This window comes from Zobellia russellii, assembly GCF_018728565.1.
GTDB classification, from domain to species: domain Bacteria; phylum Bacteroidota; class Bacteroidia; order Flavobacteriales; family Flavobacteriaceae; genus Zobellia; species Zobellia russellii.
This window is the reverse complement of the sequence record NZ_JACSOI010000009.1, coordinates 56837-83731: the sequence shown is the minus strand read 5'-3', so window position 1 is coordinate 83731 and position 26895 is coordinate 56837. Positions and strand designations below refer to the sequence as shown.

General features: G+C 39.8%; 20 protein-coding genes. 13 read left to right on the top strand and 7 right to left on the bottom strand.

From position 1 onward, the window contains the following. Nucleotides 1-24 precede the first annotated feature (24 nt). From H9565_RS17655 to H9565_RS17645, 3 genes are all read right to left on the bottom strand, one after another. A complete protein-coding gene (locus H9565_RS17655) occupies nt 25-1032 on the bottom strand; it encodes an L-rhamnose/proton symporter RhaT (protein WP_215441664.1) in 1008 nt (335 codons plus the stop codon). A gap of 149 nt (nt 1033-1181) precedes the next feature. Further along, complete coding sequence (locus tag H9565_RS17650) at nt 1182-2483, bottom strand: GntP family permease (RefSeq protein ID WP_215441662.1); 1302 nt, start codon at nt 2481-2483, stop codon at nt 1182-1184. A gap of 133 nt (nt 2484-2616) precedes the next feature. Continuing rightward, the gene (locus H9565_RS17645) at nt 2617-3501 is read right to left on the bottom strand and encodes an AraC family transcriptional regulator (protein WP_215441660.1); all 885 of its coding nucleotides are present in this window, start codon (nt 3499-3501) and stop codon (nt 2617-2619) included. A 279-nt stretch (nt 3502-3780) separates the two neighbouring features. Between H9565_RS17645 and H9565_RS17640 the strand changes: the two genes are divergently transcribed. The 8 genes from H9565_RS17640 to H9565_RS17605 all read left to right on the top strand — a co-directional run bounded on the left by H9565_RS17640 (nt 3781) and on the right by H9565_RS17605 (nt 13925). Beyond that, entirely contained in the window at nt 3781-4608 is an 828-nt protein-coding gene (locus H9565_RS17640) for a polysaccharide deacetylase family protein (RefSeq protein WP_215441658.1), read from the top strand. Between the two features lie 258 nt (nt 4609-4866). Continuing rightward, nucleotides 4867-7557: a c-type cytochrome gene (locus tag H9565_RS17635; RefSeq protein WP_215441656.1), complete on the top strand. Its 2691-nt coding sequence runs from the start codon at nt 4867-4869 to the stop codon at nt 7555-7557. 30 nt (nt 7558-7587) lie between these two features. Next, nucleotides 7588-8658, top strand: a complete 1071-nt coding sequence (locus H9565_RS17630) for an aldose 1-epimerase family protein (RefSeq protein ID WP_215441654.1) — start codon at nt 7588-7590, stop codon at nt 8656-8658. Nucleotides 8659-8675: 17 nt separating this feature from the next. Beyond that, nucleotides 8676-9887: a class I mannose-6-phosphate isomerase gene (locus H9565_RS17625; protein ID WP_215441652.1), complete on the top strand. Its 1212-nt coding sequence runs from the start codon at nt 8676-8678 to the stop codon at nt 9885-9887. 91 nt (nt 9888-9978) lie between these two features. Further along, nucleotides 9979-11007, top strand: coding sequence for a sugar phosphate isomerase/epimerase family protein (locus tag H9565_RS17620; RefSeq protein ID WP_215441651.1), 1029 nt, complete (start codon nt 9979-9981; stop codon nt 11005-11007). A 24-nt stretch (nt 11008-11031) separates the two neighbouring features. Next, a complete protein-coding gene (locus H9565_RS17615) occupies nt 11032-11838 on the top strand; it encodes an alpha/beta fold hydrolase (RefSeq protein WP_215441649.1) in 807 nt (268 codons plus the stop codon). An 84-nt stretch (nt 11839-11922) separates the two neighbouring features. Then, nucleotides 11923-12735 (top strand): sugar phosphate isomerase/epimerase family protein, encoded by an 813-nt coding sequence (locus tag H9565_RS17610; RefSeq protein WP_215441647.1) that lies wholly within the window; start codon nt 11923-11925, stop codon nt 12733-12735. Between the two features lie 38 nt (nt 12736-12773). After that, nucleotides 12774-13925, top strand: coding sequence for a Gfo/Idh/MocA family protein (locus H9565_RS17605; RefSeq protein ID WP_215441645.1), 1152 nt, complete (start codon nt 12774-12776; stop codon nt 13923-13925). Nucleotides 13926-14012: 87 nt separating this feature from the next. Here the strand turns inward: H9565_RS17605 and H9565_RS17600 are convergent, their stop codons facing one another. From H9565_RS17600 to H9565_RS17590, 3 genes are all read right to left on the bottom strand, one after another. Further along, nucleotides 14013-15098, bottom strand: coding sequence for a GDP-L-fucose synthase family protein (locus H9565_RS17600; RefSeq protein ID WP_215441643.1), 1086 nt, complete (start codon nt 15096-15098; stop codon nt 14013-14015). 1 nt (nt 15099) lies between these two features. Beyond that, nucleotides 15100-16212, bottom strand: a complete 1113-nt coding sequence (gene gmd / locus H9565_RS17595) for a GDP-mannose 4,6-dehydratase (protein WP_215441641.1) — start codon at nt 16210-16212, stop codon at nt 15100-15102. Nucleotides 16213-16415: 203 nt separating this feature from the next. After that, the gene (locus H9565_RS17590) at nt 16416-17795 is read right to left on the bottom strand and encodes a Gfo/Idh/MocA family protein (RefSeq protein ID WP_215441639.1); all 1380 of its coding nucleotides are present in this window, start codon (nt 17793-17795) and stop codon (nt 16416-16418) included. Between the two features lie 120 nt (nt 17796-17915). Between H9565_RS17590 and H9565_RS17585 the strand changes: the two genes are divergently transcribed. From H9565_RS17585 to H9565_RS17565, 5 genes are all read left to right on the top strand, one after another. Continuing rightward, on the top strand, nt 17916-19304 hold the full coding sequence (locus H9565_RS17585) for a sialate O-acetylesterase (protein ID WP_215441637.1): 1389 nt from the start codon (nt 17916-17918) through the stop codon (nt 19302-19304). A 72-nt stretch (nt 19305-19376) separates the two neighbouring features. Then, nucleotides 19377-21488 (top strand): thioredoxin domain-containing protein, encoded by a 2112-nt coding sequence (locus H9565_RS17580; protein WP_246560776.1) that lies wholly within the window; start codon nt 19377-19379, stop codon nt 21486-21488. Nucleotides 21489-21583: 95 nt separating this feature from the next. After that, nucleotides 21584-23302, top strand: a complete 1719-nt coding sequence (locus H9565_RS17575; RefSeq protein WP_215441635.1) for a GMC family oxidoreductase — start codon at nt 21584-21586, stop codon at nt 23300-23302. Between the two features lie 2 nt (nt 23303-23304). Further along, complete coding sequence (locus tag H9565_RS17570) at nt 23305-24024, top strand: gluconate 2-dehydrogenase subunit 3 family protein (RefSeq protein ID WP_215441752.1); 720 nt, start codon at nt 23305-23307, stop codon at nt 24022-24024. Nucleotides 24025-24101: 77 nt separating this feature from the next. Continuing rightward, nucleotides 24102-24923, top strand: a complete 822-nt coding sequence (locus H9565_RS17565) for a sugar phosphate isomerase/epimerase family protein (protein ID WP_215441633.1) — start codon at nt 24102-24104, stop codon at nt 24921-24923. 105 nt (nt 24924-25028) lie between these two features. Here H9565_RS17565 and H9565_RS17560 read toward each other — a convergent pair whose 3' ends face one another. After that, the gene (locus tag H9565_RS17560; protein ID WP_215441631.1) at nt 25029-26837 is read right to left on the bottom strand and encodes an arylsulfatase; all 1809 of its coding nucleotides are present in this window, start codon (nt 26835-26837) and stop codon (nt 25029-25031) included. Between the last annotated feature and the right edge of the window lie 58 nt (nt 26838-26895).

Here is a 26895-nt window from a genome sequence, read left to right as displayed (position 1 = left end):
TAGTTTTAAAAAAAAATGGTTGGCTTAATAATTGGCGTATCCTAAAATACAAATGGCAAGGATAAGAACGGCAAGTCCCTTTAGTAAAATTTTAAAAGGCTTGTTCGCATTCTTCCATTCCCCTTCTCTAAAGCCCCAAATATTACTAATAATCAAAGCGAGCCCTAAAAGTATAGGCCATCCCACAACGGGGCCTAGATTTCCCATTAGCGCTGCTCCTTGACCATAAACACCCAAGGCTGCAAACCAGAAAATACCGGCTGCAATAGCCCATTTTAAGGCTTTCCCTTTATTGGGGACTTTATAAGCACCCCATGATTTATTTTTGATAAAAAGATATATGGCGTACCCTCCGTTCATAACGAACGCTCCCAGCAAAACAACCACCCAAGAAGCCAAACTTGCATTTTGTGTTCCTACACCGTAATCGTTTACGGCTATAGCTGCAACTGGTGCTGCATTGGAAAAGCCAACGTTTAAAAAAGCGGATAATACACCAGATGCAACGGCAATCAGTACCCCAATTTTTATGGATTTAGTACTTGTGGTTGAGTTATTGTGCAATTTATCTCTTTGTACACCGGCCACTGCAGTAATAGCAACTCCTAACAGTAACAAGGCTACCCCTAACATTATGATAGGAAAGGAAGGTTGGTCAAAGGCCCCATCAATCTGAAAAAGAGGAATAATGGAACCTACCGATGCCGCAAGACCCATAACAATGCCATAGGTAATGGAAATACCGGTTTTTTCCACACTAACCCCAAAGAGAATACCCCCAATGCCCCACAGAAAACCATAGAACGCAGCTACGAACAGTGTTTGACTGTCTGCCTGGGAAATGATTTCAAATAGGTTGGGCATAACAATCAAAGCCCAGATAATAGGGAATGCAATCATGGCCGTAAATGCGTGAACTAACCACCAAGCCTCCCATTTTAATGGTGCAATATGCTTCATGCCAAGACCAAAAGTTCCTTGAAAAAAGCTTGCAAATAGTATTAAAATGATAGCCAGTAGATAGGTATCCATATGAGTTGCTTTTATTTTATAGATGAATATATGAGAAGGGGCGATCGTGTTCTAAACCTTCATGAGACACAAAGAAAATTCAATATAAAGGAGATGGATTCCCGGATTTTACCCTAGTGTAACATTATTTTATCCTAGTGGTGATTGCATTAAAGTTGCGTAAAGTAATATAATGCCAATACTAAAAGTCCGCCACTTAATGCGACTACACCGGATAGTAGACTAAATGATTTTAGCAGTCGAGAAACAGACACTTCGTGTACTTCTTTAAATAGCCAAAAGAAACTACTGTTTACGTGAATAATACCAAGAGAACCGGCTCCAATAGCCGCGGCGGTAAAGGTAGGGTGCAATGTGCCATTGGAAACCAGTGGTGCAACAATAGATGCCGTAGTGATAAGCGAAACAGTAATTGATCCCGTAACAGTCGTAAAAAGGAAACTTAATAGAAAAGGTATAACTATGCCCATTGCAGCAATATCTCCCGCATTGGAAAACATAGAACCTACTATTTCTGTGTCTTTGATTACCTGTCCAAAAGCACCCCCAGTACCGGTGATAAGAATAACGATAGCTGATTTTTCTCCCGAAGTTGTAAAAAATGAATTTAAACGGGTAGAAAAATTCTCTTTAGGAAGCAAAGGTAATGCAAAAAGTAGGCCTATGAGAAGTGCCCATACAGGGTTTTTTATAAATGCAATGAATCCGTTTTCCGAAGGGAAAATAGTGCCTATGGACATAAGGAACAATGGTACTAATAAGGCTGCAAAAGGCAACACTTTTTTAAACCCCGTTAGTTCTTTGGTTTGTGATGCTTCGCCCGTATTCGTGTCCGGTAATTTCAGGGCAAGATTTTTCTTGTTCAATTTTATCCATAATAACCCACCGGCTATCGCAGCTAGAGCTACAACAATATTAATGGGAATCATATCCCCAATATTAATTTCAAGAATGGCAGCTACCGCAAGAGGTCCTGGGGTAGGTGGAATCAAGGCATGGGCTACAGTAAGACTAATGGCCAATGAAAGTCCTAAGGTAAGTACTGAATGGCCTGATTTTTTTGAGAGGACGAATATGGTGGGGAGCAAGGTCAGGTAGGCCACATCCATAAAAACCGGAATTCCTATCAAAAAGCCAATTACGGCCATACTTAAAGGAAGGTACTTGGTGCCGAATAAATTAATAATGGTATTGGCTATGACATCTGCACCACCGGTTTGCGCTAGAATTTCCCCCAGTAACGTACCAAATAGAATAATGAGTCCTATCCATTTTAGAGTATTTCCAAAACCGCTTAATAAACTCTCTGTTACTAATTCTACAGAGCTCCCTGTTGTTAGCCCTAGAATCAACCCTGAAATAAGTAAGGCGGGAATAGGGTGCACTTTAAATACAGTTACCGCAACAATGAGCAGAACAATGCAAAGGAGTAAAAATATTAGGCTGGTCACAGGGTCATTTTTAAGTTAGGTAGGCAGGCTATCCAAACAAAAATAGCAGAAATATACCATCGTGAAAATGCGTACATTAACCATTATAGGCACTATTGTAACCCCACTTGTGCTTTTTGAGACATATAAGAGTTTATACAACTTCTTTTTTCTCGTTATACTTTTGCATATACTCGGTTGGGGTAATGTTCATTAAAGCTTTAAATTGTCTATTAAAATTGGTGAGCGTATTAAAACCTGACTGATAACAAACGGTTGAGATTTGCATTTCTCCCTCAATCAACAACTTACAAGCATTTCTAAGGCGTATTTCGTTTAGGTATTGTGTAAAGGATTTTCTAGTTTTCTTTTTGAAGTATCTACAGAATGCATTTGGCGTCATGTGTGCTATAGAGGCAATTTGTTCCAATTCTATTTTCTTTTCAAAATTTTCGGTCAAGAAATTTATGATTTTACGCATTCTGTCCTTTTCATTGCTGTTGTAAGTGTTGGCTATTACTTCTGAGCAGAGCAAATCATAATTTTCACTTATAGATAGTGTATCAAGAACTTTTAGAAGCCCCACAATGCTGGAAAGACCTTGGTCCCCGACCAAGCCTAGGATAAGGTTGTGAACCATATAGGTAGCGGATTCGGAAAATTTTATACCTCTTTCCGCTTGTTGAAAAAGATTTTTTAACCGCTTGGATTCGGTAAGGTCTAAAAAGTCGCTTCCCAAAAAGTTAGGTTCAAATTTTATTACGATCAGGTTAACCGCTTCGGTTTCCTGTTGGTCGTTATAATACTCCTTATGGTTGCGGAACAGGTGGGGAATATTGCTGCCAATGAGATACAGTTCTCCCGGAGAGAAGCTTCCAATAGAATTACCTACATAACGTGTGCCGCTACTTTTTATAAAGTATATAAGTTCTAGTTCCTTATGAAAATGCCAGTTCTGTTCTATACATGGTAAGCGGTCTTGCCGAGCTAAAAAGGAATTTTCGGGTCGTTTTTCGGTTTGTTTGTACGTCAGCTTCATAGTCTATTTCTTTCGTCAGGGATACCCATAATAAAACGAATTTTGAGGCGTAATTTTCAAGAATTCATTTTTTTAATGAGTATAAATTTTCATAAATATACAAAATTACCTCAAATATTATAAAATATTAATTTTAACGGTAGAATAGTGTAGGTGTGTTAGGTTAATTTTATCAATTCGATATGATAAATGTTAGCTGATATTCTTTTCTTAAATTCCTGCTTAGTTACTGGAAACTCCCAATTCAATTTAATTCCCTATTCTTTATTATTGTTAATTATGAAAAAGAGCAAAAAACTTATTATTCATGCCGATGATGCTGGTCTATGTCAGTCCGAAAATAGAGCAACAATGGAGGCTCTCAAAAAGGGCATGGTTAACTCATGTAGCATTATGGTCAATTGTCCTTGGTTTTATGAGATGACGGAATTTGCTAGAGAAAATCCATTTTACGATTATGGAATTCATCTTACTCTAACTTGTGAATGGGAAAAATATAAATTTGGGCCCGTTTTGCCAGTCTCGGAAGTTTCAAGTTTGGTAGATGAGAACGGTTATTTTTTTAGAAATCGAGATTTACTAAGGGAACATGCTGTGGTGTCCGAAGTCAAAAAGGAACTTATAGCTCAAATAGAGAGAGGGTTGAAGTTTGGTATTAATCCAAGTCATATTGATTCACATATGTATAGTCTTGGGGCTAGAGCAGACTTATTTGAAGTTTATAAAGACCTAGGGAGGGTATATAATATACCTGTTCTGTTGAATAGGGAACTTATGGAAATGGTTGGGTTGGATTACAGCCAGAACCTAGGAGAAGAAGACTTGGTAATTGACAAAACACATTATGGAAATTTTGGATATTTTAAAGAAGGAAAATTAAAGGAATATTACAGAAGTATTTTTGATAATCTGGTTGATGGCGTTAATCTTATATTAATTCACCCTGCCTTTGATGATGCAGAAATGAAAGCTGTAACTATTAACCATCCAAATTTTGGTTCTGAATGGAGGCAAATCGATTTTGACTATTTTACAAGCCAAGAGTGTAGGTCAATTTTGGATGAGAGGAATATTACTCTTGTAGATTGGAAAGACTTGAAAAAATAAAATCATATTTATCCTCTGGTTTGGAATTTCCCCACCTATTTCAATGACACTCAGTTTTATAAATTCAATTTTACATTTGTAGCGCAAAATTGGGCAGTACACTACAGGATAGTAAAGAAAAAATGCTTCATTAGTTTTAGGGACTTAGAAACATAAAAATAACCGTAAAGTTATAGCCATGTTTTTAAAACACCAACCCAACTCAATAGAGTTATCGGTTCTTTAATGAACCTATATTCTATTTAAACAAAACTTAAAATGATTATAAATTTTTTAAGGATTAATAAGCTTAATCTTCTCCTTTGTAGTGTTTTGATTTTAGCAACTTCCTGTACGTCCGACAAAAAAAATGAAAATGAAACGGTTCAGTCCGATAACCCTAAAATAGCAAAGCTAAAATTACAGCCAGGTTTTGATGCAGAACATTTATATAGTCCTGGAGATAATAATATGGGGTCTTGGGTGGCCATGACTTTTGATAATAAGGGAAGATTAATTACTTCAGATCAATACGGTGCTTTGTACAGAATGGAAGTTGCACCAATAGGAGCGGACAATCTTACACCAAAAATAGAAAAGCTTAAAATTCAAACGGAAGCGAAAGTAGCAGATTCCATAATACAAATGGGTTATGCCCAAGGGTTATTGTACGCTTTCAATAGCCTTTATGTAATGGTAAACCATAGGGGTAGTGATGATTTTGAAAAGACTAGTGGCCTTTATCGTTTACAGGATACGGATAATGATGATCAATACGATAAAATTACACTTTTAAAGGCTTTGGACGGGGCAGGAGAGCATGGCCCTCACAGTATAGTTCTTTCTCCAGATGGGGAGTCGCTATACGTTATAGCTGGTAACCATACAGATCTACCGGAGATGGAAGGATATCGTCTTCCTAACAACTGGCAGGATGACAATTTGTTTCCTCAAATTAAAGACCCTCGTGGGCATGCCAATGACCGTGGGGCTCCCGGAGGTTGGGTGGCAAATCTTGACCCTGAGGGAAAACGATGGGAGCTTGTGGCTTCAGGTTTCAGAAATCCGTTTGATTTGGCGTTCAATGAATTGGGAGATATGTTCGTTTATGACTCGGATATGGAATGGGATTTAGGAATGCCATGGTATCGCCCCACCCGAATTTGCCATGTTACAAGCGGAGCGGAATTTGGATGGCGAACGGGAAATGGCAAATGGTCTGCTGCGTATCCTGACAATGTACCTCCTGTACTTAATATAGGTCAAGGGTCACCTACTAATGTAATGCATGGAAATGGAGCTAAGTTTCCTGAAAAATATCAACATAGCGTATTTGCTTTTGATTGGAGTTTCGGGATTATTTATGCCATTGAAATGAAAGCTAATGGTGCATCTTATATTGGTGAAAAAGAGGAATTTTTATCTGGAATTCCACTTCCGTTAACGGATGGGGTTATTGGCCCGGACGGAGCCATGTACTTTATGACCGGAGGACGTAGGTTAGAATCAGACCTGTATCGTGTTTATTATAACAATCCAGATGAACTAACAGGGGCCGCTGCGAATTTGGAGCCTACTAAGGAAAACGAAATCCGTAAAAAATTGGAGACTTATCACGGAGCTCCTAAGGATGGGGCTTTAGATTTTGCTTGGCCATATTTAAATAGTAAAGACCGTTTTATTCAATATGCTGCCCGTATTGCTGTAGAACATCAACCTGTAAGCACTTGGCAGGAAAAAGTTTATGCGGAAACTAATGCGGTTAGAAAGATTCATGCAGCCGTTGCTTTGGCTAGACAGGGAGATAAAAGTCAGCGTGATCAACTATTGAATTCTTTGGTACATATTGATTATGCAAGTCTTTCTGAGCAAAACCAAGTAGATTTGGTTCGTGCCATAGAGCTTACTTTAGCGCGTTTTGGGAAACCTAATGCAGATATTAAAAGAAAAATCAGCGGATATCTTTCAACCCATTATCCAGCAGATACGGATGTGTTAAATCAATTGTTAAGCAAAACATTGGTATTTGTAGATGACGCTTCGGTGATTTCAAAAACACTTGCCTTATTAGAATCCGAAGAAGGAGAAAATGCTTCGGTAATGGCTAATACGGCCACGGATGCGGCAGATTTGATTTTACGAAATCCGCAGTATGGAATGGACATCGCCGAAACCCTAAAAAATATGCCTTTGGCACAGCATACATATTATGGTCTGGTATTACAGGATGCCACAGTAGGTTGGACGCCGGAGTTAAGGGAGAAATATTTCAAATGGTTTTATAAAGCTTTTTCATTTAAAGCAGGGCGTAGCTATATTGGTTTTATAGATAAGGCAAGGAAGAAAGCATTGACCCACGTGGCTGCGAATAAAAAGGAATTCTACAATCAAATGTCAGGAGATTCATTGCTGAGTAAATCCGGAAACGAGTTGGTTTCCAGTGCGGTGCAGCCCAAAGGGCCTGGTAAGAGATGGGAAGAAAAGGATATAACACCCTTATTGGCCGATGGTTTGCAGAACAGAAATTTTGAAACCGGTAGGAACATGTTTTTGGCAACCAATTGTGTTACGTGTCATAGTATGCGTGGCGAAGGAGAGAATATAGGCCCGGAGTTATCTCAAATCGGTACTCGGTTTTCTGCCGAAGATATTCTTAAAGCTATTATTGACCCCAGTGATGTAATTTCAGATCAGTACAACACCACGGTTTTTATGCTTAAGGATGGAAACTCAATTGTGGGTAGATTAATTGGTGAGGAAGGGAAAAACTATACGGTATCTCAGAATCCGTATGCGCCTGATGTTCTTAGGACTATTCCCAAAGAGGAGGTATTGGGTACTAAAATGTCATCGGTTTCATTGATGCCGCCAGGTACGATCAATCGTTTGAGTGATGATGAGGTCAAAGACTTATTGGCGTACCTCATTTCTGGTGGTGATGCCGAAAACGAAATTTTTACTAAGGAATAAGAGATTTGGTAAGTCAGAATTATATTCGCAATGCTCACGGAAAAAATTATATATAAAGGTAAAGACAAGATTGGGAATACCGCTCAGGTTGGTGGTATTGAGACTTCTGTCCTTGATAATGGTTTAGGGAGAGGAACACGCATTGCATGGGTCAATACAGGAACGGGACTAAGGTACAAGGTTATTATTGATCGTGGGATGGATATTTCGGATGCCTTTTATAAAGAATATAGTTTGGCTTGGTTGAGCAAAACTGGAGTAGTTCCTCCTGAACGATTTTCAGACAAGGGAATGGGCTGGATACGGAATTTTGGCGGCGGACTTTTAACCACTTGCGGACTATCGCATGTGGGAGGTCCAGAGGAAGATGAATATGGGGTAAGAGGGCTTCATGGCCTTATAAGCAATACGCCTGCAGAAATTATTTCTATTGTTCAGCCGGATCCAACTGCGGGAAAAATGGAAATGAGTATCACCGGTATTGTTCGGGAAGCTCAGGTTTTTGGACCCATGTTGGAATTGAAAAGAACTATTTCAGGGAAATTGGGTGAAGCTAAAATTCACGTTCATGATGAGGTGCTTAATCGCGGGAATCAAATGGCACCACATATGCTCTTGTATCACGTAAATTTTGGTTGGCCTTTGGTGGATGAAGGCACGGATTTGCTTTGGAAAGGCAACTGGGAATCCCCAACACCGGACTCTGAGCGTAAAATATTTAAGGACGAAGTGAACTTTAGAAAATGTCCAGAGCCTTTAGAGGCGCATTCCGGAACAGGAGAGGATGTTGCTTTTATTGATGCAGAAGCGGATACTGAAGGAAATTGCCACTGCGGAATTTATAATAAAAAGCTCAATTTGGCCGTGTCACTTCGCTTTCCTAAAAAACAATTACCCTGGTTGATCAATTGGCAACATTGGGGCAAAAATGAATATGTTACGGCCTTAGAGCCGGCAACAAATCCACCGGTAGGACAAAAAAAAGCACGGGAAGATGGCACACTTATTTTGTTGAAACCCAATGAAAGCAGAAGCTATTCACTGGAATTGGAAGTGTTATCACCGGAAAAAATAGAAACATTTATAACATCTTTTTTATAAAATAAATATTGAATACTATGGCAAATTCATCGGCTAGAAAGGCTTTGGAGCAGGGACAGGGAATTTTACGTTTGGCACCAACTTGGGTACCGCGTTCTTTTTGTGTTCCGGGTAGAAGGATAAAATTGCATCCAGATGATTATTACGTTTTGGGAGGAGAGCGTGGAGGTATAGATGAACGTTGGTTTTCTTCAACGACACCTGCGGAAAATGGACCGTTAACCGGAGAGAACGAAGGTTTAAGTCCGGTTGTTTTTGAAGAAGATGGCAAAGAAGTACAGATTCTTTTAAAAGATGTTATTGATGAATTAAAAGGTGAGATTATTGGAGACCGTCTGTGGAACGAGTACCAAAGTTGGCCTATGTATTCCAAGTTTTTTGATAATATGGGGCCGTTGCCACATCACATTCACCATAATGATGAGCATGCGGCCAAAATTGGTCAAAAGGGAAAACCGGAAGCATATTATTTTCCACCTCAGGTAAATAACCATGGAGGCGATTTTCCGTACACTTTTTTCGGGATAACTCCCGGTACGACGAAAGAGGAGATAAAAGAATGTCTAAAGAATTTTACCAAAGGAGATAACAAGATAACAAACTTTTCATCGGCCTTTAGATTGGAACCAGGAACGGGTTGGGATGTGCCACCGGGAATGCTTCACGCTCCAGGTAGTTTGTGTACCTACGAACCGCAAAAAGCATCCGATGTGTTTGCTATGTACCAATCTTTGGTAAATGAAGCTATTATTCCAGAAGAACTGTTGTGGAACGGAACTCCAGAGGATAGAAAAGGCGATTTTGACCAGCTTCTGGAAGTAATAGATTGGGAATTGAATACGGACCCCAATATGTTGGAAACGCGTTTTATGAGGCCTATTCCTGTGAAGCCTTTGGAGGAAATGGAGGCAGAGGGTTATGTTGATAAATGGATCTGTTACCGTTCCGATGCTTTTAGCGCCAAAGAATTGACGGTTCTGCCAGGGCAAACAGTCACCATTAAGGATAGTGCCTGCTATGGAATGATTATGATGCAAGGCCATGGTAAGATGGGTGTTTGGGATATAGAGACCCCATCACTTATTAGATACGGACAATTAACACATGATGAATATTTTGTAACTGAAAAAGCAGCAAAAGAAGGTGTTACCATCGTAAACCATAGTAAAACCGATCCTATTGTAATGTTAAAACATTTTGGACCAAAAAATCCTGACCTTAAATTATAAATAAACCGTATTTTAGAGCAAGTGTATTTTTTACGTTTAAAATTGCGCTAAATTAAAGAAGTAAATACGTATAATTTAAAAGAACAGAAGTATGAAAGACAACACTTTTCCAAAACTCCACAATGCCTCATGGCCCGGTATTGTTGGTAAAGGACCAGATTCGGAACCGCCTATTTCGTTTGATCAAATGCTTGATATGACTGCAAATGCAGAAGTTAACGGTATTAAGTTTGATGGAATAGATATTGGGTTATTTGATCCACATGTTGATATTCATAGTTCTGATGATAACATTAAAAGACTTGCGGATAAGGTTGCTGGTCGCAATCTGAATATTGGCACATTGGTCGCACCTATTTGGGGCGGACCTACCTTGGGTTCGGATGAGGACCGTAAGACATTTGTAGCTATGGTGCAACGTGCGTGTCATTTTGGAAAAATTTTCAGGGAGCACGGTGTAAGACAATATGGTGTTATTAGAATAGATTCTGCCTCTAGTTCGGAAGACTGGGCCAAGGATCCAGTAAACAATACCAAATTGATTGCTAAAACTTTTCGTGAGGCATGTGATGTTGCTGCGGATTATGATGAGAAATTAGCTGCAGAAGGTGAGATTTGCTGGGCGGGAATGCATAGCTGGAAGGCTATGGTAGAAACTTTAGAAGCTGTAGATAGACCCAATATTGGTTTTCAAGCAGATATGTCTCATACCTTATTGTATCTATTGGGCTATAACGCGCCAGAAGATAGGATTCTGCCCCAGGATTTTGATTGGTCGGACAGAAAAACGTTAGAAGCGGGTCTTAAAACCGTTACGGATGCTTTAAGACCATGGACCATAGATTTTCATGTGGCTCAGAATGATGGAACGGTACATGGTACCGGTTCACATGATAAAACAGGGCGTCATTGTTTGGCTACGGATCCAAACGGTAAATTAGATGTTGCTAAGGATGCCGGCTTCTGGTTAAGAGACGGAAATGGCGAATTGACAAAAGCGGTTAAACATATTTGTTGGGATGGTTGCATGTTTGATAATGATGTGATGCTAAAACAGCAGACTTGGAACGATATTTTGGCAACCCTTATTAAGGTTCGCGAATTACATGGATGGAGTTAACTAACAACAAAAAAGAGAAAAACTATGTCATTTGTTACAGTTAACGGAGTTCAGTTAAATTACGAAATAAGAGGAGAGGGTAAGCCCTTACTTTTAATAATGGGTATTACGGCTGCATCGGCAGTTTGGGAAAAGCATGTTTCGCATTGGGAAAAGGAATACCAATGTATACTTTTTGATAATCGCGGGGTAGGATTGTCCGATAAACCGGAAGGTCCTTATACCACGGCTCAAATGGCCGATGACAGTGCAGCGCTTCTAGATGCATTGAACATAACTAGTGCAGCTGTTGTTGGGGTTTCCATGGGAGGAGCTATAGCCTTGCAGATGTCTATTAGGCACCCTGAAAAGGTTTCGGCTATGGTAGCTATGTGTCCTTGGGCCAGTTGCGATAGAAAGGGTGAAGCTATATTTAGGCACATTACACATATAAAGGCGCATCTAAGGCCGGAGCAGTTTGCTAATTTTATGCAGTTGCTCATTTTTGACAAGCCCACTTTTGATGATGATGCCGAATTTGAAGGATTGCTAAGTGGCCAAAAAGGTGCTGCTTTAGAAGCTATTCAACAACCCTTACATGGATTGGAAGCTCAGGCAGAAGCCTGTATTAGTCACAACGTGGTGGCACAATTACCTCAGATTAAATCACCTACACTTGTAATAGGAGGTAAGCAGGATATGTTCGTGCCGGAATGGATGGTACGTGAAGTGTCAGATGGGATTCCAAATAGCGAACTTCACTTGTATGATAATGCAGGTCACGCTTTCCACTGGGAGAAATTGGACGATTTTAATCCAAGAGTATTAAACTGGTTAAAAGCCAACTATTAAGTCAGGTTATGTATGGAACGTTTACAGGTAATACCTATCGTTTTATAAATGACCCATCCAATCCTAACAAAAAATAATATAGCAATGTCAAAAATAAAAATTGGTTGCGAAACCTATACTTGGGCAATGTCCGGTGAAACATATAAAAATAAATTAAACCATATAATTGAGGTAACCTCTAAAGCGGGGTTTAAAGGTATTGAGCCTGATACGGGCTTCATGAACGGGTTTACAGATCCTAAAGTTTTCAAGGAGACCTTAGATAAAAACAATATTGAATTGTCTGTCCTATGTCATGTAGAAGACTGGAGAAATCCAAAGGAAACTGATGAGGAAAAGAGAAATGCCGATCAATGGATCGAGTTCATGAAACATTTTCCGGAAGCGATATTGTTACTGGTGCAAATGCCAGGGCAAGACCGTGAGCACCTGCAAGAACGGCAACAGAATCTATTGACCTGTGTAAATGAAATAGCCACTAGAGCGGCAGGGGAAGGTGTGGTGTGTTCGTATCATCCAAATTCTCCAATGGGCTCTATATATAGAACAGAGGAGGATTATAAAATTCTATTGAATGGTCTGGATAGTAATGTGATCAAATACACACCGGATGTGGGGCATATGGCCAAAGGAGGTATGGATCCCTTACCTATTATAAAACAGTATCGCGAATTGGTAAACTGTGTTCATTACAAGGATATGTATGATAATGGAAAATGGGCAGCAATGGGCGATGGTATAATTGACTTTAAGGGAATAACATCGTATTTAAAGGAAACCGATTTTGAGGGGTGGATTATTGTAGAGGATGAATGTGATGCTGCAATAACCGATCCAGACGGGGTTACTTTAAAAGATGGTATTTACATAGAAGAGGTTTTAAGGCCTTTGATATAAATGAATATGAACATTTTTTAAACTTAAAATTACAGCAAATGGCACACAAAAAAGAACTCCGTATAGGATTGATAGGAACTGGTTTAATGGCAAGGACGCACACAAATGGCTACAAACGTAGTGGTGATTTTTTTCCTGAACTTGAATACCGCCCAGTTTTAAAAACGGTGTGTGCCAGAACTGAGGAAAAGGTAAAAGCTTTTGCTGAGCAATGGGGATTTGAATCTTATGAAACCGATTGGAAAGCGGTTATTGCCAGAGAGGATATTGACGCTGTCGATATCTGTACTCCCAATGATATGCATGCCGATATTGCTATTGCTGCAGCCGAGGCCGGTAAAATGGTCCTTTGTGAAAAACCTTTGGCCCGTACCATTGCTGAAGCCCAGCCAATGGTAGATGCTATTAAAAAGGCAGGTGTAGCTAACACGGTTTTTTATAATTACCGTCGTGTTCCGGCAGTAACCTTGATCAAACAAATTGTGGATTCCGGTAAGTTGGGCAAGATATTCCATTACAGGGCTAACTTTTTGCAAGATTGGACCATTAATCCGGAACTGCCCCAAGGCGGCGAGGCTTTATGGCGTTTAGATGCCGAAGCAGCAGGTTCCGGGGTAACGGGAGATTTATTGGCGCATTGTATAGACAGTGCCATGTGGTTGAACGGGCCAATAAAGGATGTATCCGCGGTAACCGAGACATTTATTAAGGAGCGTGTACATCAAGGAACGGGCGAGGTAAAAAAAGTAACTATAGACGATGCATGTATTTTTCATTGTCATTTTGAGAATGGTGCCCTAGGCTTGTTTGAGGCAACACGTTATGCTCGTGGGCATAAGGCCCTAAATACCTTAGAGATAAATGGCGAGCATGCTTCGTTACGGTGGGATCTGCACGATATGAACTATCTTGAAATGTATGACCATGCAGATGATGCCATAGTAAGAGGATGGAAAAGAATCTTGATTACGGACAGTGATCAGCCTTATATGGATAAATGGTGGATTCCTGGTACGTCTATCGGGTACGAGCACTCATTTGTACACCAAGTAGCCGATTTCTTAAAGAGCTTGGAAACAGGGGAGCCTTGTGAACCTAGTTTTGAGAATGCTCTAATGACACAAAAAGTTTGTGAAGCTGTAATCAACTCGGCCAATTCTAAAAGTTGGAAAGATACCGGTTTAGTTTAGAAAAGTAATTTTATATACTTTATCAAAAAATAAAATCCCGCTAACCAATTGGTTAGCGGGATTTTTATATCAATAGATTTTGAGCAGTTATGCTGAACGATACCAGCTGTACATTTTCTCAATACCTTCTTTAAGGTCAATGTTATGTTTCCAACCTAAACCATGTAGTTTGGAGACATCGGTTAATTTCTTCATGGTGCCGTCTGGCTTATCGGCATTAAAATTTAAAGAACCTTTAAACCCTACCATTTCCTTGATTGATTCTGCCAACTCGCGAATTGAAAGATCTTTACCTGTACCTATATTGATATGGGTATTGCGAATCTCTTTTTCACCAGTGGCATAGGTATCTTCAAAATTTCTGCTTTTCATGATAAATATACATGCATCGGCCATATCTTCGGACCAAAGAAATTCGCGCATAGGCTTGCCGCTTCCCCAAATTTCCACACTAATCTCGTTACCGGTCTTTTTAACACCGTATTTCTCAAGAATAGCATAGATATCGGATTCGCTAGCATTGCCGTCTACACCTTCGATTGGACGTTCGTTCAAATCTTTTCTAACGTTGTCCCAATCTTGCGTCTCTAAAGCATTGCCCAAGTGCATTTTTCGAATAAGTGCGGGTAGCACGTGCGATTTCTCTAAATCGAAATTATCATTGGGGCCGTAGAGGTTTGTGGGCATAACGGAAATAAAGTTTGTTCCGTATTGTAAATTGTAGCTCTCGCACAATTTAATACCTGCAATCTTAGCAATGGCGTATGGTTCGTTGGTGTACTCCAAAGTATCCGTGAGAAGGTAATCTTCTTTCATTGGTTGAGGACACTCCTTAGGATAAATACAGGTGCTTCCCAGGAACAACAGTTTTTTTACGTTGTTTAAATAACTGTGGTGAACCACGTTATTCTGAATCATAAGATTAGCGTAAATGAAATCTGCCCTATAGGTGTTGTTGGCAACAATACCGCCCACTTTAGCCGCAGCAAGAAAAACATATTCCGGTTTTTCTTCGGCAAAAAATGTGGCAACGGCGTTAGCATCCGTCAAATCAAGTTCAGCATGTGTTTTCAAAACAAAATTTGAAAAACCATCTGCTTTCAGCTTTTTGAGAATGGCACTACCAACAAGACCTCTATGTCCTGCAATATAAATTTTTGCGTCTTTGTTCATGCTATTCAAAATAGTTCATGATACGATAGCCACCATCTTTAAGATAGGTGTCTTTCTTCATCAATTTTAAATCGCTTTGCATCATATCTTCAACCAAGTCCTTCAAATCGTACTTAGGAGTCCATCCTAGTTTGTTGTTTGCTTTGCTTGGGTCTCCAATAAGCAAATCAACTTCGGTAGGTCTAAAGTATCTTGGATCTACAGCAACGATTTCTTTTCCTATTTCTACTTGGTAATCCGGGTTACTGCAAGAAACTACAGTTCCTATTTCATCAACACCTTCACCTGAGAAAGCAACTTCTATACCTGCCTGAGCAAAACTCATTTTTACAAAATCACGAACAGTGGTAGTTTTACCCGTGGCAATTACCCAATCCTCAGCTTCGTCAGCTTGAAGGATCATCCACATCATTCTAACGTAATCTTTGGCATGGCCCCAGTCTCTTTTGGCATCAAGGTTACCCAAGTAAACTTTGTCTTGTAGACCTAATGCAATTCTGGAAGCGGCTCTTGTAATCTTACGAGTAACAAAAGTTTCTCCACGAATAGGGGATTCATGGTTAAAAAGAATACCGTTACATGCGTACATTCCGTATGCTTCACGGTAGTTTACGGTAATCCAATATGCATACATTTTTGCAACAGCATATGGGCTACGAGGGTAGAACGGAGTGGTTTCCGATTGTGGTACTTCTTGTACCTTTCCGTATAGCTCAGAAGTCGAAGCTTGGTATATTCTTGTTTTTTTCTCCAGACCCAAAAGACGTACGGCATCTAGGATACGTAATGTACCTATACCATCTGCATTTGCAGTATATTCTGGAGTTTCGAAAGAAACGGCAACGTGGCTCATTGCGGCCAAGTTGTATATTTCATCTGGTTGAATCTCTTGAATTAGACGTATAAGGTTTGTACTATCGGTCATATCGCCATAGTGCAAATGAAGGTTTCTTCCCTCAACATGTGGGTCTTGGTATAAATGGTCAATTCTGTCAGTATTAAAAAGAGAAGATCTTCTTTTTAGTCCGTGAACTTGATATCCTTTTTTTAATAAAAATTCAGCCAAGTATGCTCCATCTTGACCTGTAATTCCTGTAATCAAACATTTTTTCATAATGCTGAGTTCTAATGGTTTTTATTTATAGTGGCAAAGATGTAGAATTATATCTTTAGACAAGTAAGATTTGCTTCAAAATTATCTAAAAATAAGGATATTAAGGTAGCAAGGTGTATACTTTGAGAAACCCATATTTTGATATCGGTTTTATAATAAAAATTGTAACCGACATAGGTTTTCCATAGGAATCAGGAAAATGTTTACCCCTTGAACATCTCTGGAAGCGGATGTTCCCAACCTTCCCTATAACCACGCTGAAGAAGTTTTGTTGCTTCAGGATCATTTACCACGGATAACTGTTTTTGGTCATAAACCAATGGCCTGTTTAGTTCCATTGCCATATTGGCCAAGATACAGCTAGCAGTAGAAATATGGGCTTCTTGAATATTGGCTACAGGCTGTGTATTATGCTCTATGGCTTGTAAGAAATCTAGCATGTGGGCCCTTGTGGCCGGTGCTGCATGTAGTTCAATATCCTTTTCCGTTAAGTCCTCCGGGTACTTTTCTCTTTCGTAGATAACATCGCCATGTATTTTCTTACCGTCACCATGAGGTACAAAATCATACTTTTTTACATCTCCGGAGAGTGTTCCGTTCTCTCCATAAAGTTTAAAAGACCAGGGATATTCAGGGTCGGCAGGTGTTCCCCAGGACCTATGGTTCCAAATGCAATCAAGCTCATCAAATTCAAAAACGGCGGTTTGTGTATCTGCAATGTTGGACTTCCCTTCTTTTTGAACATAAATGCCCCCTGTAGCACTTATTTTCTTTGGCCAACCTAAATCTAGCATCCACCGTACGGTATCTAACATATGTACACACATATCACCCGTTATACCATTACCATATTCCATGAAAGTACGCCACCAGCGTCTGTGAGGTAAACCGTCAAATGGTCTCAAGGGGGCTGGGCCTGTCCACATATCATAATCAAAAAAATCAGGTACCGGCACAACAGGCGGATTGCCATTGGCTCGCATATGGTAGTAACAACAAATTTCTACATGAGAGATTTTACCCAGTAATCCAGCATCTACAATATTCTTCTTGGCTTCTACCAAATGGGGTGTACTCTTTCTTTGCGTACCCACTTGCACAACTTTTCCGTATTTGTTTGCTGCGGCAACAAGGGCTTCCCCCTCCATTACATCTACACTTATGGGTTTCTGAAGATAGAGATGAGCTCCAGATTTTAAGACATCTATACCCTGCAGAGCATGCCAGTGGTCTGGACTTCCCACAAGAACAATATCCAAATCCTTTTCGGCAAGCATCTTTCTATAATCGGTGTATAGACGGGGAGTCTTTTTTGATTTTTGGCGAAGCGCAACCAATTTACCCGCTTCCTCCAGCATATGCCGGTCTACATCGCACAGGGAAATTACTTCAACATTCGTAACCTGCATAAGCCGGAAAAGATCACTCTTTCCATACCAACCTGTACCTATAAGCCCCACTCTAAAGGCTTTTTCCTTATGAGCAAAATCTAGTCCGTATGCTCCAAAGGTGGATAGGGCCATTAGACTAGAAGTATTTTTAATGAATTTTCTCCGGCTTATAGAATTGTTTCTCGTGTACATAGCTTTTAGGTTCGGTTCGCTTTCTAAAGATATTTAAATGATTACAATTAACACTATAGTATTGGGGTACTTTAAGAAAATAGTATATTTAAATCTTGATCAAACTAATATCCGATTTTTATGAAATTTAGATTTTTTATTGTTGCTTTTTTATTGATGTTGTCATGCCACTCGATTTGGGCGAAAATTGAATTGCCCAACCTGTTTTCCGATAATATGGTGATACAACGGAATGAAAAAGTTTTGTTCTGGGGATGGGGAAATACGGGTGAGGAAGTAACTGTTTTTACAAGTTGGGATAATAAAGAATATAAGGTAAAGGCCACCATAAATGCCAAATGGAAATTAGAAATAGATACTCCCGAGGCAGGTGGCCCGTATAACATTACGTTTAAAGGTGATGAAAATCAAATAAGGTTAAAAAACGTCATGATTGGTGAGGTTTGGTTGGCTTCTGGACAGTCCAATATGGAATGGAGTGCAACAACAAACAAGGGTATTGATAATGCCGAAGAAGAAATAAAAAATGCTAATTACCCTAACATTCGATTTTTTACAGTAGCCAGGCGTACATCAGATTTTCCACAAGAAAATATTCCAGGGTCTTGGGAAGTATGTACCCCGGATACTATGAAGGATTTTAGTGCTGTAGCCTATTTTTTTGCAAGAAGGTTACAGGGCGAACTAGATGTGCCTATTGGATTAATAGATAATGCATGGGGCGGTTCGCCAGCAGAGGTCTGGACTCCAAAATCCGTTTTTGATACGCATGAAGATTTAAAAATTTCTGCTGAGGGTCTTGAAGAAACGCCGTGGAGCCCTGTATCGCCCTCGCAATTATACAATGGAATGGTTCATGCCATTACTCCGTTCAAAATTGCGGGAACAATTTGGTATCAAGGAGAATCCAATAGAGGTAGAGCCAATGTTTACGGTAAACTTTTTTCGGAAATGATAAGTTCTTGGCGAAACGCATGGGGCTCTGAATTTCCATTTTACTATGTGCAGATAGCACCATTTAATTATAACGAACCCGAACAAGGTGTTATGATAAGAGATGTGCAGAGACGTGTTTTGAAAACCATACCAAATTCTGGAATGGTAGTGGTTAGCGATATTGCTACAATTGATGATATTCACCCTACGAACAAAAAGGACGTAGGTCTTCGTCTGGCAAATTTGGCGCTCAAAGAAACCTATGATAGTTATGATGGAGAGGTGTATGGTCCCCTTTTTAAGGAGGTAAACCTGCAATGGAAAAAGATTGAAGTGATTTTTGACCATGCAGATGGACTCATGTTTACCGATAAAAAGGAAAGCTATTTTGAAATTGCGGGAGCAGACGGAATATTTCATCCCGCGAAAGCGAAAATTGAAGGGAATAAGGTTATTTTGACCTCCAAAGAGGTGAAAGCACCTTTAAAAGTAAGGTTTGCATGGGACAATATTGCAGAACCTAATCTCTTTAATGCAGCTGGTTTACCAGCCTCGGCTTTTATAAGTGAGTAACTTTGACCTCCCGCTTTTTTTTGAATTATAACTCCCATTGTGATTTAGTTCTCACGGAATAAGAATAATATTATGACCTTACGATATTCTAGTATTTGGACCGGTTTTATGGCTTTGGCCATGTTTTTTGTTGTTTCCTGTAAAGAGGAAAAAGAGAAGCAAGAAGCAACGGAACATAAATATACCAATGCCCTTGCAAATGAAACGAGTCCGTACTTGTTACAGCATGCTCATAACCCAGTAAATTGGAGGGCATGGAGCCAAGAGGCTTTAGATGATGCAAAAAAAGAGAATAAACTGGTCCTGGTGAGTATTGGTTATTCTTCATGCCATTGGTGCCATGTCATGGAAGAAGAAACTTTTGAAAATGAAGAAGTCGCGAAAATCATGAACGACAATTTTATAAATATTAAAGTGGATCGAGAAGAACGCCCAGATGTTGACCAAGTATATATGACCGCATTGCAATTAATCTCCGGTAATGGAGGTTGGCCTTTAAACGTGATTACTTTACCAAATGGTAAACCTCTTTATGGCGGAACATACCATACCAAGGACCAATGGGAAAAAGTATTAACGAAAATCAGTGAGCTTTATAAAAATGATCCCAAGAAAGCAGAAGAGTATTCGGATATGGTAGCTGCCGGTATTGCAGAGGCCAACCTCATTGAACCAGCAAAAGGGTTTGATGCCATTACCAAAGAGGCTTTAAAGACCAGCGTTGCAAATTGGAAAGAGAATTGGGATGCCCAAGAAGGAGGTGAAAAGGGTGTCCAGAAGTTTATGATTCCTTCTAATCTAAATTTTTTATTGGATTATGCAGATTTGGCAAATGACGATAAGGCGAAAACTCATGTTAGAAATACCTTGGATAAAATGGCTCTGGGGGGAATATATGATCAGATCGGCGGTGGTTTTTACAGATACAGTACAGATGCTTTTTGGAAGGTACCTCACTTTGAAAAAATGCTGTACGATAATGCACAAGTTTTAAGTTTGTATTCAAAAGCATATTCTGTTTTTAAAGACGATAGTTATAAAAATATTGTTTGGGAGACCGTAGATTTTTTGGATAGGGAAATGAAAGATGAAAATGGCGGATACCATGCTGCTTTGGATGCGGACAGCGAAGGGGAAGAAGGAAAATTCTATGTGTGGAAGGAAGAAGAGTTAAAGTCGGTTTTAGGAGATGGTTTTGAACTTTTTTCAGCATATTATACAATTAAAAAAGAGGCTGTTTGGGAACATGAAAACTATGTTTTACATAGAAAAACAGATGATGCTGTGTTCGTGAAAGAGCATAATATAGACCAGAGTAAACTGAATTTTATAAAGTCTGAATGGAACAAAAAGTTGTTGGAGGCAAGGAATAAAAGAGTACGCCCTAGAAGTGACGATAAAATCATAACGTCTTGGAATGCATTACTTATAAACGGTTTTGTAGATGCTTATAAAGCTTTTGGTCAGGAGCAATTTTTAGATAAGGCAAAAAGTGTTTTCGCTTTTGTAAAATCGAATTCTTATCAAAATGGAAAGCTGGTTCATACGTTTAAAAAAGGAAGTCAGCGTAAAGAAGGCTTTATAGAAGACTATGCTTTTATGATAGATGCTTCGCTACAGATGTATGGGGTAACCTTGGATACACAATATCTTGACTTTGCCAAAGAACTGAATCGCATTGCAGAAACCGAATTTGCTGATGAAAATTCAGGAATGTACCATTATAATGAGGGTAACGACCTTATCGCCGAAATAATTAAAACGGATGACGGAGTGCTGCCTTCCCCTAATGCTGTAATGGCATATAATCTTTTTAGGTTGGGACATATAGAATATAATGTGGATTTCACCAACAAGTCCAAACAGATGTTATCCGCAATGGTACCCGCTATTATAGAAAGCGCCCCTAGTTATTCTAAATGGAACGCACTATTGCTTAACAATACCTACCCTTATTTTGAGATTGCCGTAGTGGGCAAGGATGCACCTGTTCTGGTAAAGGCCTTAAATGAAATTCCTTTAGCAAATGCTTTGGTGGTCGGAAGTAAATCTGAGAGTAGTTCCCCACTGTTTAAAGACCGCTATGTTGCAGATGGCACCTTTATTTATGTATGTCAAAATACCACCTGTAAATTGCCGGTAAAAACTGTAAATGAAGCACTTGGTCAAATAAGGAATTTTTAAATCACCAGAATTTACAAGCCGATTGTTAAAAAAGTGGTGTGTAAACACTTTTTATTTATAAATTGTGGCAACAAACTAACAAAAATTAACAATTTATGCAGATTAAGGAAAACCCGGAAGAATACGATGTTATCATCGTAGGCTCAGGGGCAGGTGGTGGTATGGCCACGAAACAACTAGCAGATGCTGGACTAAAGGTAGCTGTAGTAGAAGCCGGCCCTTTCTTCGACCCCGCAGACCCAAAAACAATGACCCAATTGAAAAACCCCTATGACTCACCACGTCGTGGAGCGGGTACCACCCGTGCCTTTGGGGAATGGGATATGTCCTATGGCGATTGGCATGTAGATGGAGAACCTTATACACATGCGGAAGGTACCACTTTTAAATGGTGGCGTTCCAGGATGCTCGGTGGCCGTACCAACCACTGGGGTAGGATTTCACTACGTTTTGGACCATTGGATTTTAAAGGCAAGACGCGAGATGGTTATGGAGAGGATTGGCCTATTGGGTACGAAGATGTAAAACCATATTATGATAAAGTAGATAAATTAATTGGGGTGTTCGGTACCAATGAAGGTCGTGAGAACGATCCCGATGGTTTTTTTCTTCCTCCTCCTAAACCAAGGCTACATGAACTTTTCTACATAAAAGGAGCTAAGAAGTCAGGTATTCCGGTAATTCCGGGAAGACTTTCAATGCTTACCAAGCGTATTAACAATGAACGTGGGGTATGTTTTTATTGTGGTCAATGTAATAGATCATGCTCCGTTTATGCAGATTTCTCGGCAGGTAGCTGTTTAATCTTTCCAGCGCAAAAAAATGGGGGTCAAGTAAAACTCTATGTAAATGCCATGGTTCGCGAAGTAACCACAAATGAAGAAGGAAGAGCTACTGGTGTATCATATATCAACAAAGAGGATAGAAAGGAATATAAGTTAAGGGGTAAGGTAGTGGTACTTGCGGCTTCGGCCTGTAGTTCTGCACGAATTCTATTGAACAGTAAAAGTAAACAACATCCTAACGGACTAGGAAACAGCAGTGACCTTGTTGGTAAATACTTGCATGATTCCACAGGTAGTAGTGGTATGGCATTCGTGCCGGACCTAATGGACAGGGACGTATCCTATAACGAAGATGGTGTAGGTGGTATGCACGTATACAGTCCATGGTGGGGAGATAATAAGAAGTTAGGGTTCCCAAGAGGGTACCATATTGAAGTTTGGGGCGGAATGGGACAACCTAATTATGGTTTTGGTTTTGATCAGGATAGCTTCAATAAACTGGTGGGGAAACCTACCGGCGGATATGGAGATAAACTTAGGGAAGACGTTAAGCGGTATTATGGTGCAATAGTAGGATTTGGAGGTAGAGGAGAAGGTCTAGCGGTAAAAGAGAATTATTGTGAGATAGACCCTACCACAGTAGATGATTATGGTATTCCCGTTTTAAAGTTCAATTATAAATGGTCCGATATTGAAGTGCGTCAGGCCAAGCATATGCAGGATACTTTTGAAGAGATTTCACACAATATGGGCGGAATCTATTTGAACAAACCAGGTAAAGATAAAGATTACGGCCTTCATGCTCCGGGAGAAATTATACACGAGGTAGGTACTACCCGTATGGGTAACGACCCTAAAACATCGGTAACCAATAAGTTCAACCAATTACATGACGTAGACAATGTTTTTATAGTTGATGCCGGACCGTTCGTTTCGCAGGCTGATAAAAATTGTACTTGGACTATTTTGGCCCTATCGTGGAGGGCATCGGATTATATTATTGAACAACTGAAACAACAAAATCTCTAATGATGGACAGAAGAAAGAGTATACAGACCATGATTTTGGGTGCAGGGGCTTCTGCAATAGCCTTTCACGGATGTAAGACCGAAGGTGCGGAGCCAGCAATACCGGAAACTGCCGTTACTACGGATACCAATTATTATGGAAGGACACCCAAAGAGCTGGAGCGCGTAGAGAAGTTGAATGCAGAACAATTGTTCAATGAGCATGAAATGGAAACCATTGCCGTTTTGAGTACGGTAATCCTTCCTCCAAAAGAACCGCACGGAGGGCCTATTGAAGCCGATGTTCCTGAGTTTATTGAGTTTATTGGTAAGGATATACCTCAAATGCAGAATACGCTATTGGGCGGGTTAATGTGGTTGGATCATAAATCCAATACGGATAACGGCGTAGAGTTTAAAAGCGCAAGTTTGGAGCAACAAAAGCAAATTTTGGATACCATTTGTAACCACGATTTGGAGGTGCCGCTGGACGACCAACCGTTAGAAATCCAGTTTTTTGCGTTAATGAGAAACTTGGTGGTTACCGGATATTATACTTCAAAAGTAGGTATTGCCGACTTGGGTTATAAAGGTAACTCCCCCAATGTATGGGACGGCGTGCCGGATGAGGTGCTTAAAAAACACGGAGTGGAATATGACCCGGAATGGATTGCAAAATGCGTGGACCAAAGCAAAAGGAACGATATTGCGGAATGGGACGAACAAGGAAATTTATTGACCTAGCTAGGGGTTGGTAGAATAGAATTTTAACGGAAAGCTGAAACTTTAGAAAGTTTCAGCTTTCAACTAATATGTAGAAAATGAAAAAACTAAATGTTTTTATTGCAACTGCTCTTTTTACGGTATCGCTATCGGCGCAAGAAGTGGGGCTGCAGTTGTACAGTTTACGTAATCAGTTTAAAACAGATGTGCCCGGTACTTTGGAAACCATCCAAGGGTGGGGCATTACCAAAATTGAAGGTGGTGAAACGTATGATCTGTCTTTAGATGAATTCAAGAAGTTGTTGAAAACGAATAGTCTTGATGTAGTAAGCGTAGGAGCCAAATTTGGAGATTTGGAAAAGAATGTAGAACAAGTAGTTGAGAACGCTAAAGCATATGGAGCTAAGTATGTAATGTGTGCCTGGGTTCCACATGATGACAATAAATGGGATTTAGAAGAGACCCAACATGCTTCGGAGGTGTTCAATAAAGCGGGTAAAATACTAAAAGAGAACGGTATTACTTTGGCCTATCACCCACATGGGTATGAATTTAGACCTTATAAAGATGGAACGTTGTTTGACTATATGATTCAAAACGCTACGGATTATACTTTTGAACTGGATGTGTTTTGGGCGCAACACGGTGGTGCAGACCCTTTAGCATTGATGAAAAAATATAAATCCAAGTTTACACTTCTTCACCTTAAGGATATGGAAAAAGGTGTAAAGGGTAATAATACGGGACAGGAAGACCATGAAACTAATGTGGTTTTAGGTCAAGGCCAAATAGATATTGCGGGAATCGTTGCTGAAGCCAAAGAATTGGGTATTGAATATATGTTCATTGAGGATGAATCGTCTAGTGTAGTTGAACAGGTACCTCAAAGTTTGGAATATTTAAAAAGCTTGGATAAGTAAACAAGGCCAAGAGTATGCTATAAACTAAAAACCCTGCCTTTTAAGCAGGGTTTTTTATTTCTTGGAACAGTACCCTTTTATAGATTCGGAAAGAGTTAAATGCAATCAATTTGTTCGCTTAAACAATAAAAGCCTGACATCGGCAACTTCGTCTCCGGTAACTTCTAGAGCTTTTAAAGTTAACGTTCCTCTTCCCTTTTTTAGAATGATAGTGCCTAATTTCATAGGCTTGAAATCTTTTGTATAAGATTCCATTCTTGGTATCCGGTCGTTTTCTGCGCCGCTTAAGGGAGGGTCGTGAGCTACGGATATTTTATTGGCAATTTTACTGTTGCCCATACCAAGTTCTATAATGGAGCCAATATGTTTTTCTGGAGAGGTGTAGAATAATTGAACTTCAAACTGTCCATCGGCAAGAACTTCAATGTTCCAAGTAATCGAGTCTTTTTTGCTTTTCCAATTGGTAAGAAATGTGTCGTTAGGGTACTTATTACTTCGTTTAATATTTCCGTGGGCAATAGCATCACGTGCGGGTAGTTGGGTAAATTGAAAATCAGGATGGCCAAGAGTAAAAGGCCTATCGTCAGTTTCTGAAGTAGACAGATTTACTTTTGTTAGCCAATTTTCCTTGGCTTTAATTAATGAATCAACAAGCTTTGGAAATCGTTTTGAAATATCATTGGTTTGTCCTCGGTCTTTTCTTATATCATATAGACGGTTTTCGGCGTCCAGCCGATAATCTTGAGTCCGTACACTGGTATGGCCGTTCCAATGGTTAAAGATAGGTCTGTCTTCCCAACTGGGGGCATCTTTAAACAATAAAGGAGATAGGTCCTTACCGTCAATGGGTTTGGTCTTATCAGTAGAGATATTTAGCATGCTGGTTATAGTAGGTAAGATGTCTATGGCACTGGCAAGTTGCGGTACTTTTTTTCCGGGATGGATAGCATCTGTCCATTGTATATATAACGGACTCCGTACCCCACCTTCGTCCGTTGAGCCTTTTTTACCCCTCATGCCATCGTTCCACCTAAAACTATTTGGGCCGTTGTCCGTAAGGTAGATTACAATAGTGTCGTCATCAAGATATAATTTGCGCAATTTTGCAGTAATCCGGCCCACGTTGTAATCTATATTTTCCACCATGGCCAATGCCGCCTTTGTAAAATCTATGTCTTCATTGGTTTTATCATCGGAATATAAACTGAGTTCTTTCTTGGTAAAACGATTCCAGTACTCATCCGGTACTTGCATTGGGCTGTGGGGCGTGTTGTACGGTAGATATAGAAAGAAAGGGTCTTGCTTGTTCGTTTCAATAAAATTAAGGCCATGGTCAGTGAGGTCATCTACAAGAAAACCTGTTCCTTTTACAATTTCACCATTATGCTCCAGCATAGGGCTAAAATAATTTCCCCAATGACCGGAGGCAAATCCGTAGAAATCATCAAAACCTTGTGAGTTGGGGTGGTAAGGCGGCTGCATGCCGTTATGCCATTTGCCATAAGCAGCAGTTTTATAACCTGATTTTTTCAAGATTTCCGCCAACGTAGTTTCTTCAAAATCCATCCGCTCACCTCCCGATGAAGTTGAGTAGACACCCGTTCTAGGAAAATACCTTCCGGTAAGTATTTCTGCACGGGTAGGGGAGCAAACCGGTTGTACATAGAAATTCTCAAAAGAAGCTCCATATGTGCCAATGGCATCTATATTCGGGGTTTCTAGATTGGTATTTCCACTACTACTTAAATCGCCCCAACCTTGGTCATCCGCTACAATCAAAATAATATTGGGAGGTTTGGTAGAACGGTCAGTTTTGGTGTTTTTTTCAGTTTTGTTCAAATCGCCCTTACACGTTACAAACGATAAACTTAGTATGCACAAGACGGATGTTTTAAGTAATTGGGGTAGTACCATGCGTATAGTTTAAAAGAAGAATATGGTTAGGAGCTTATTTTTTTCGATACAAGAAAAC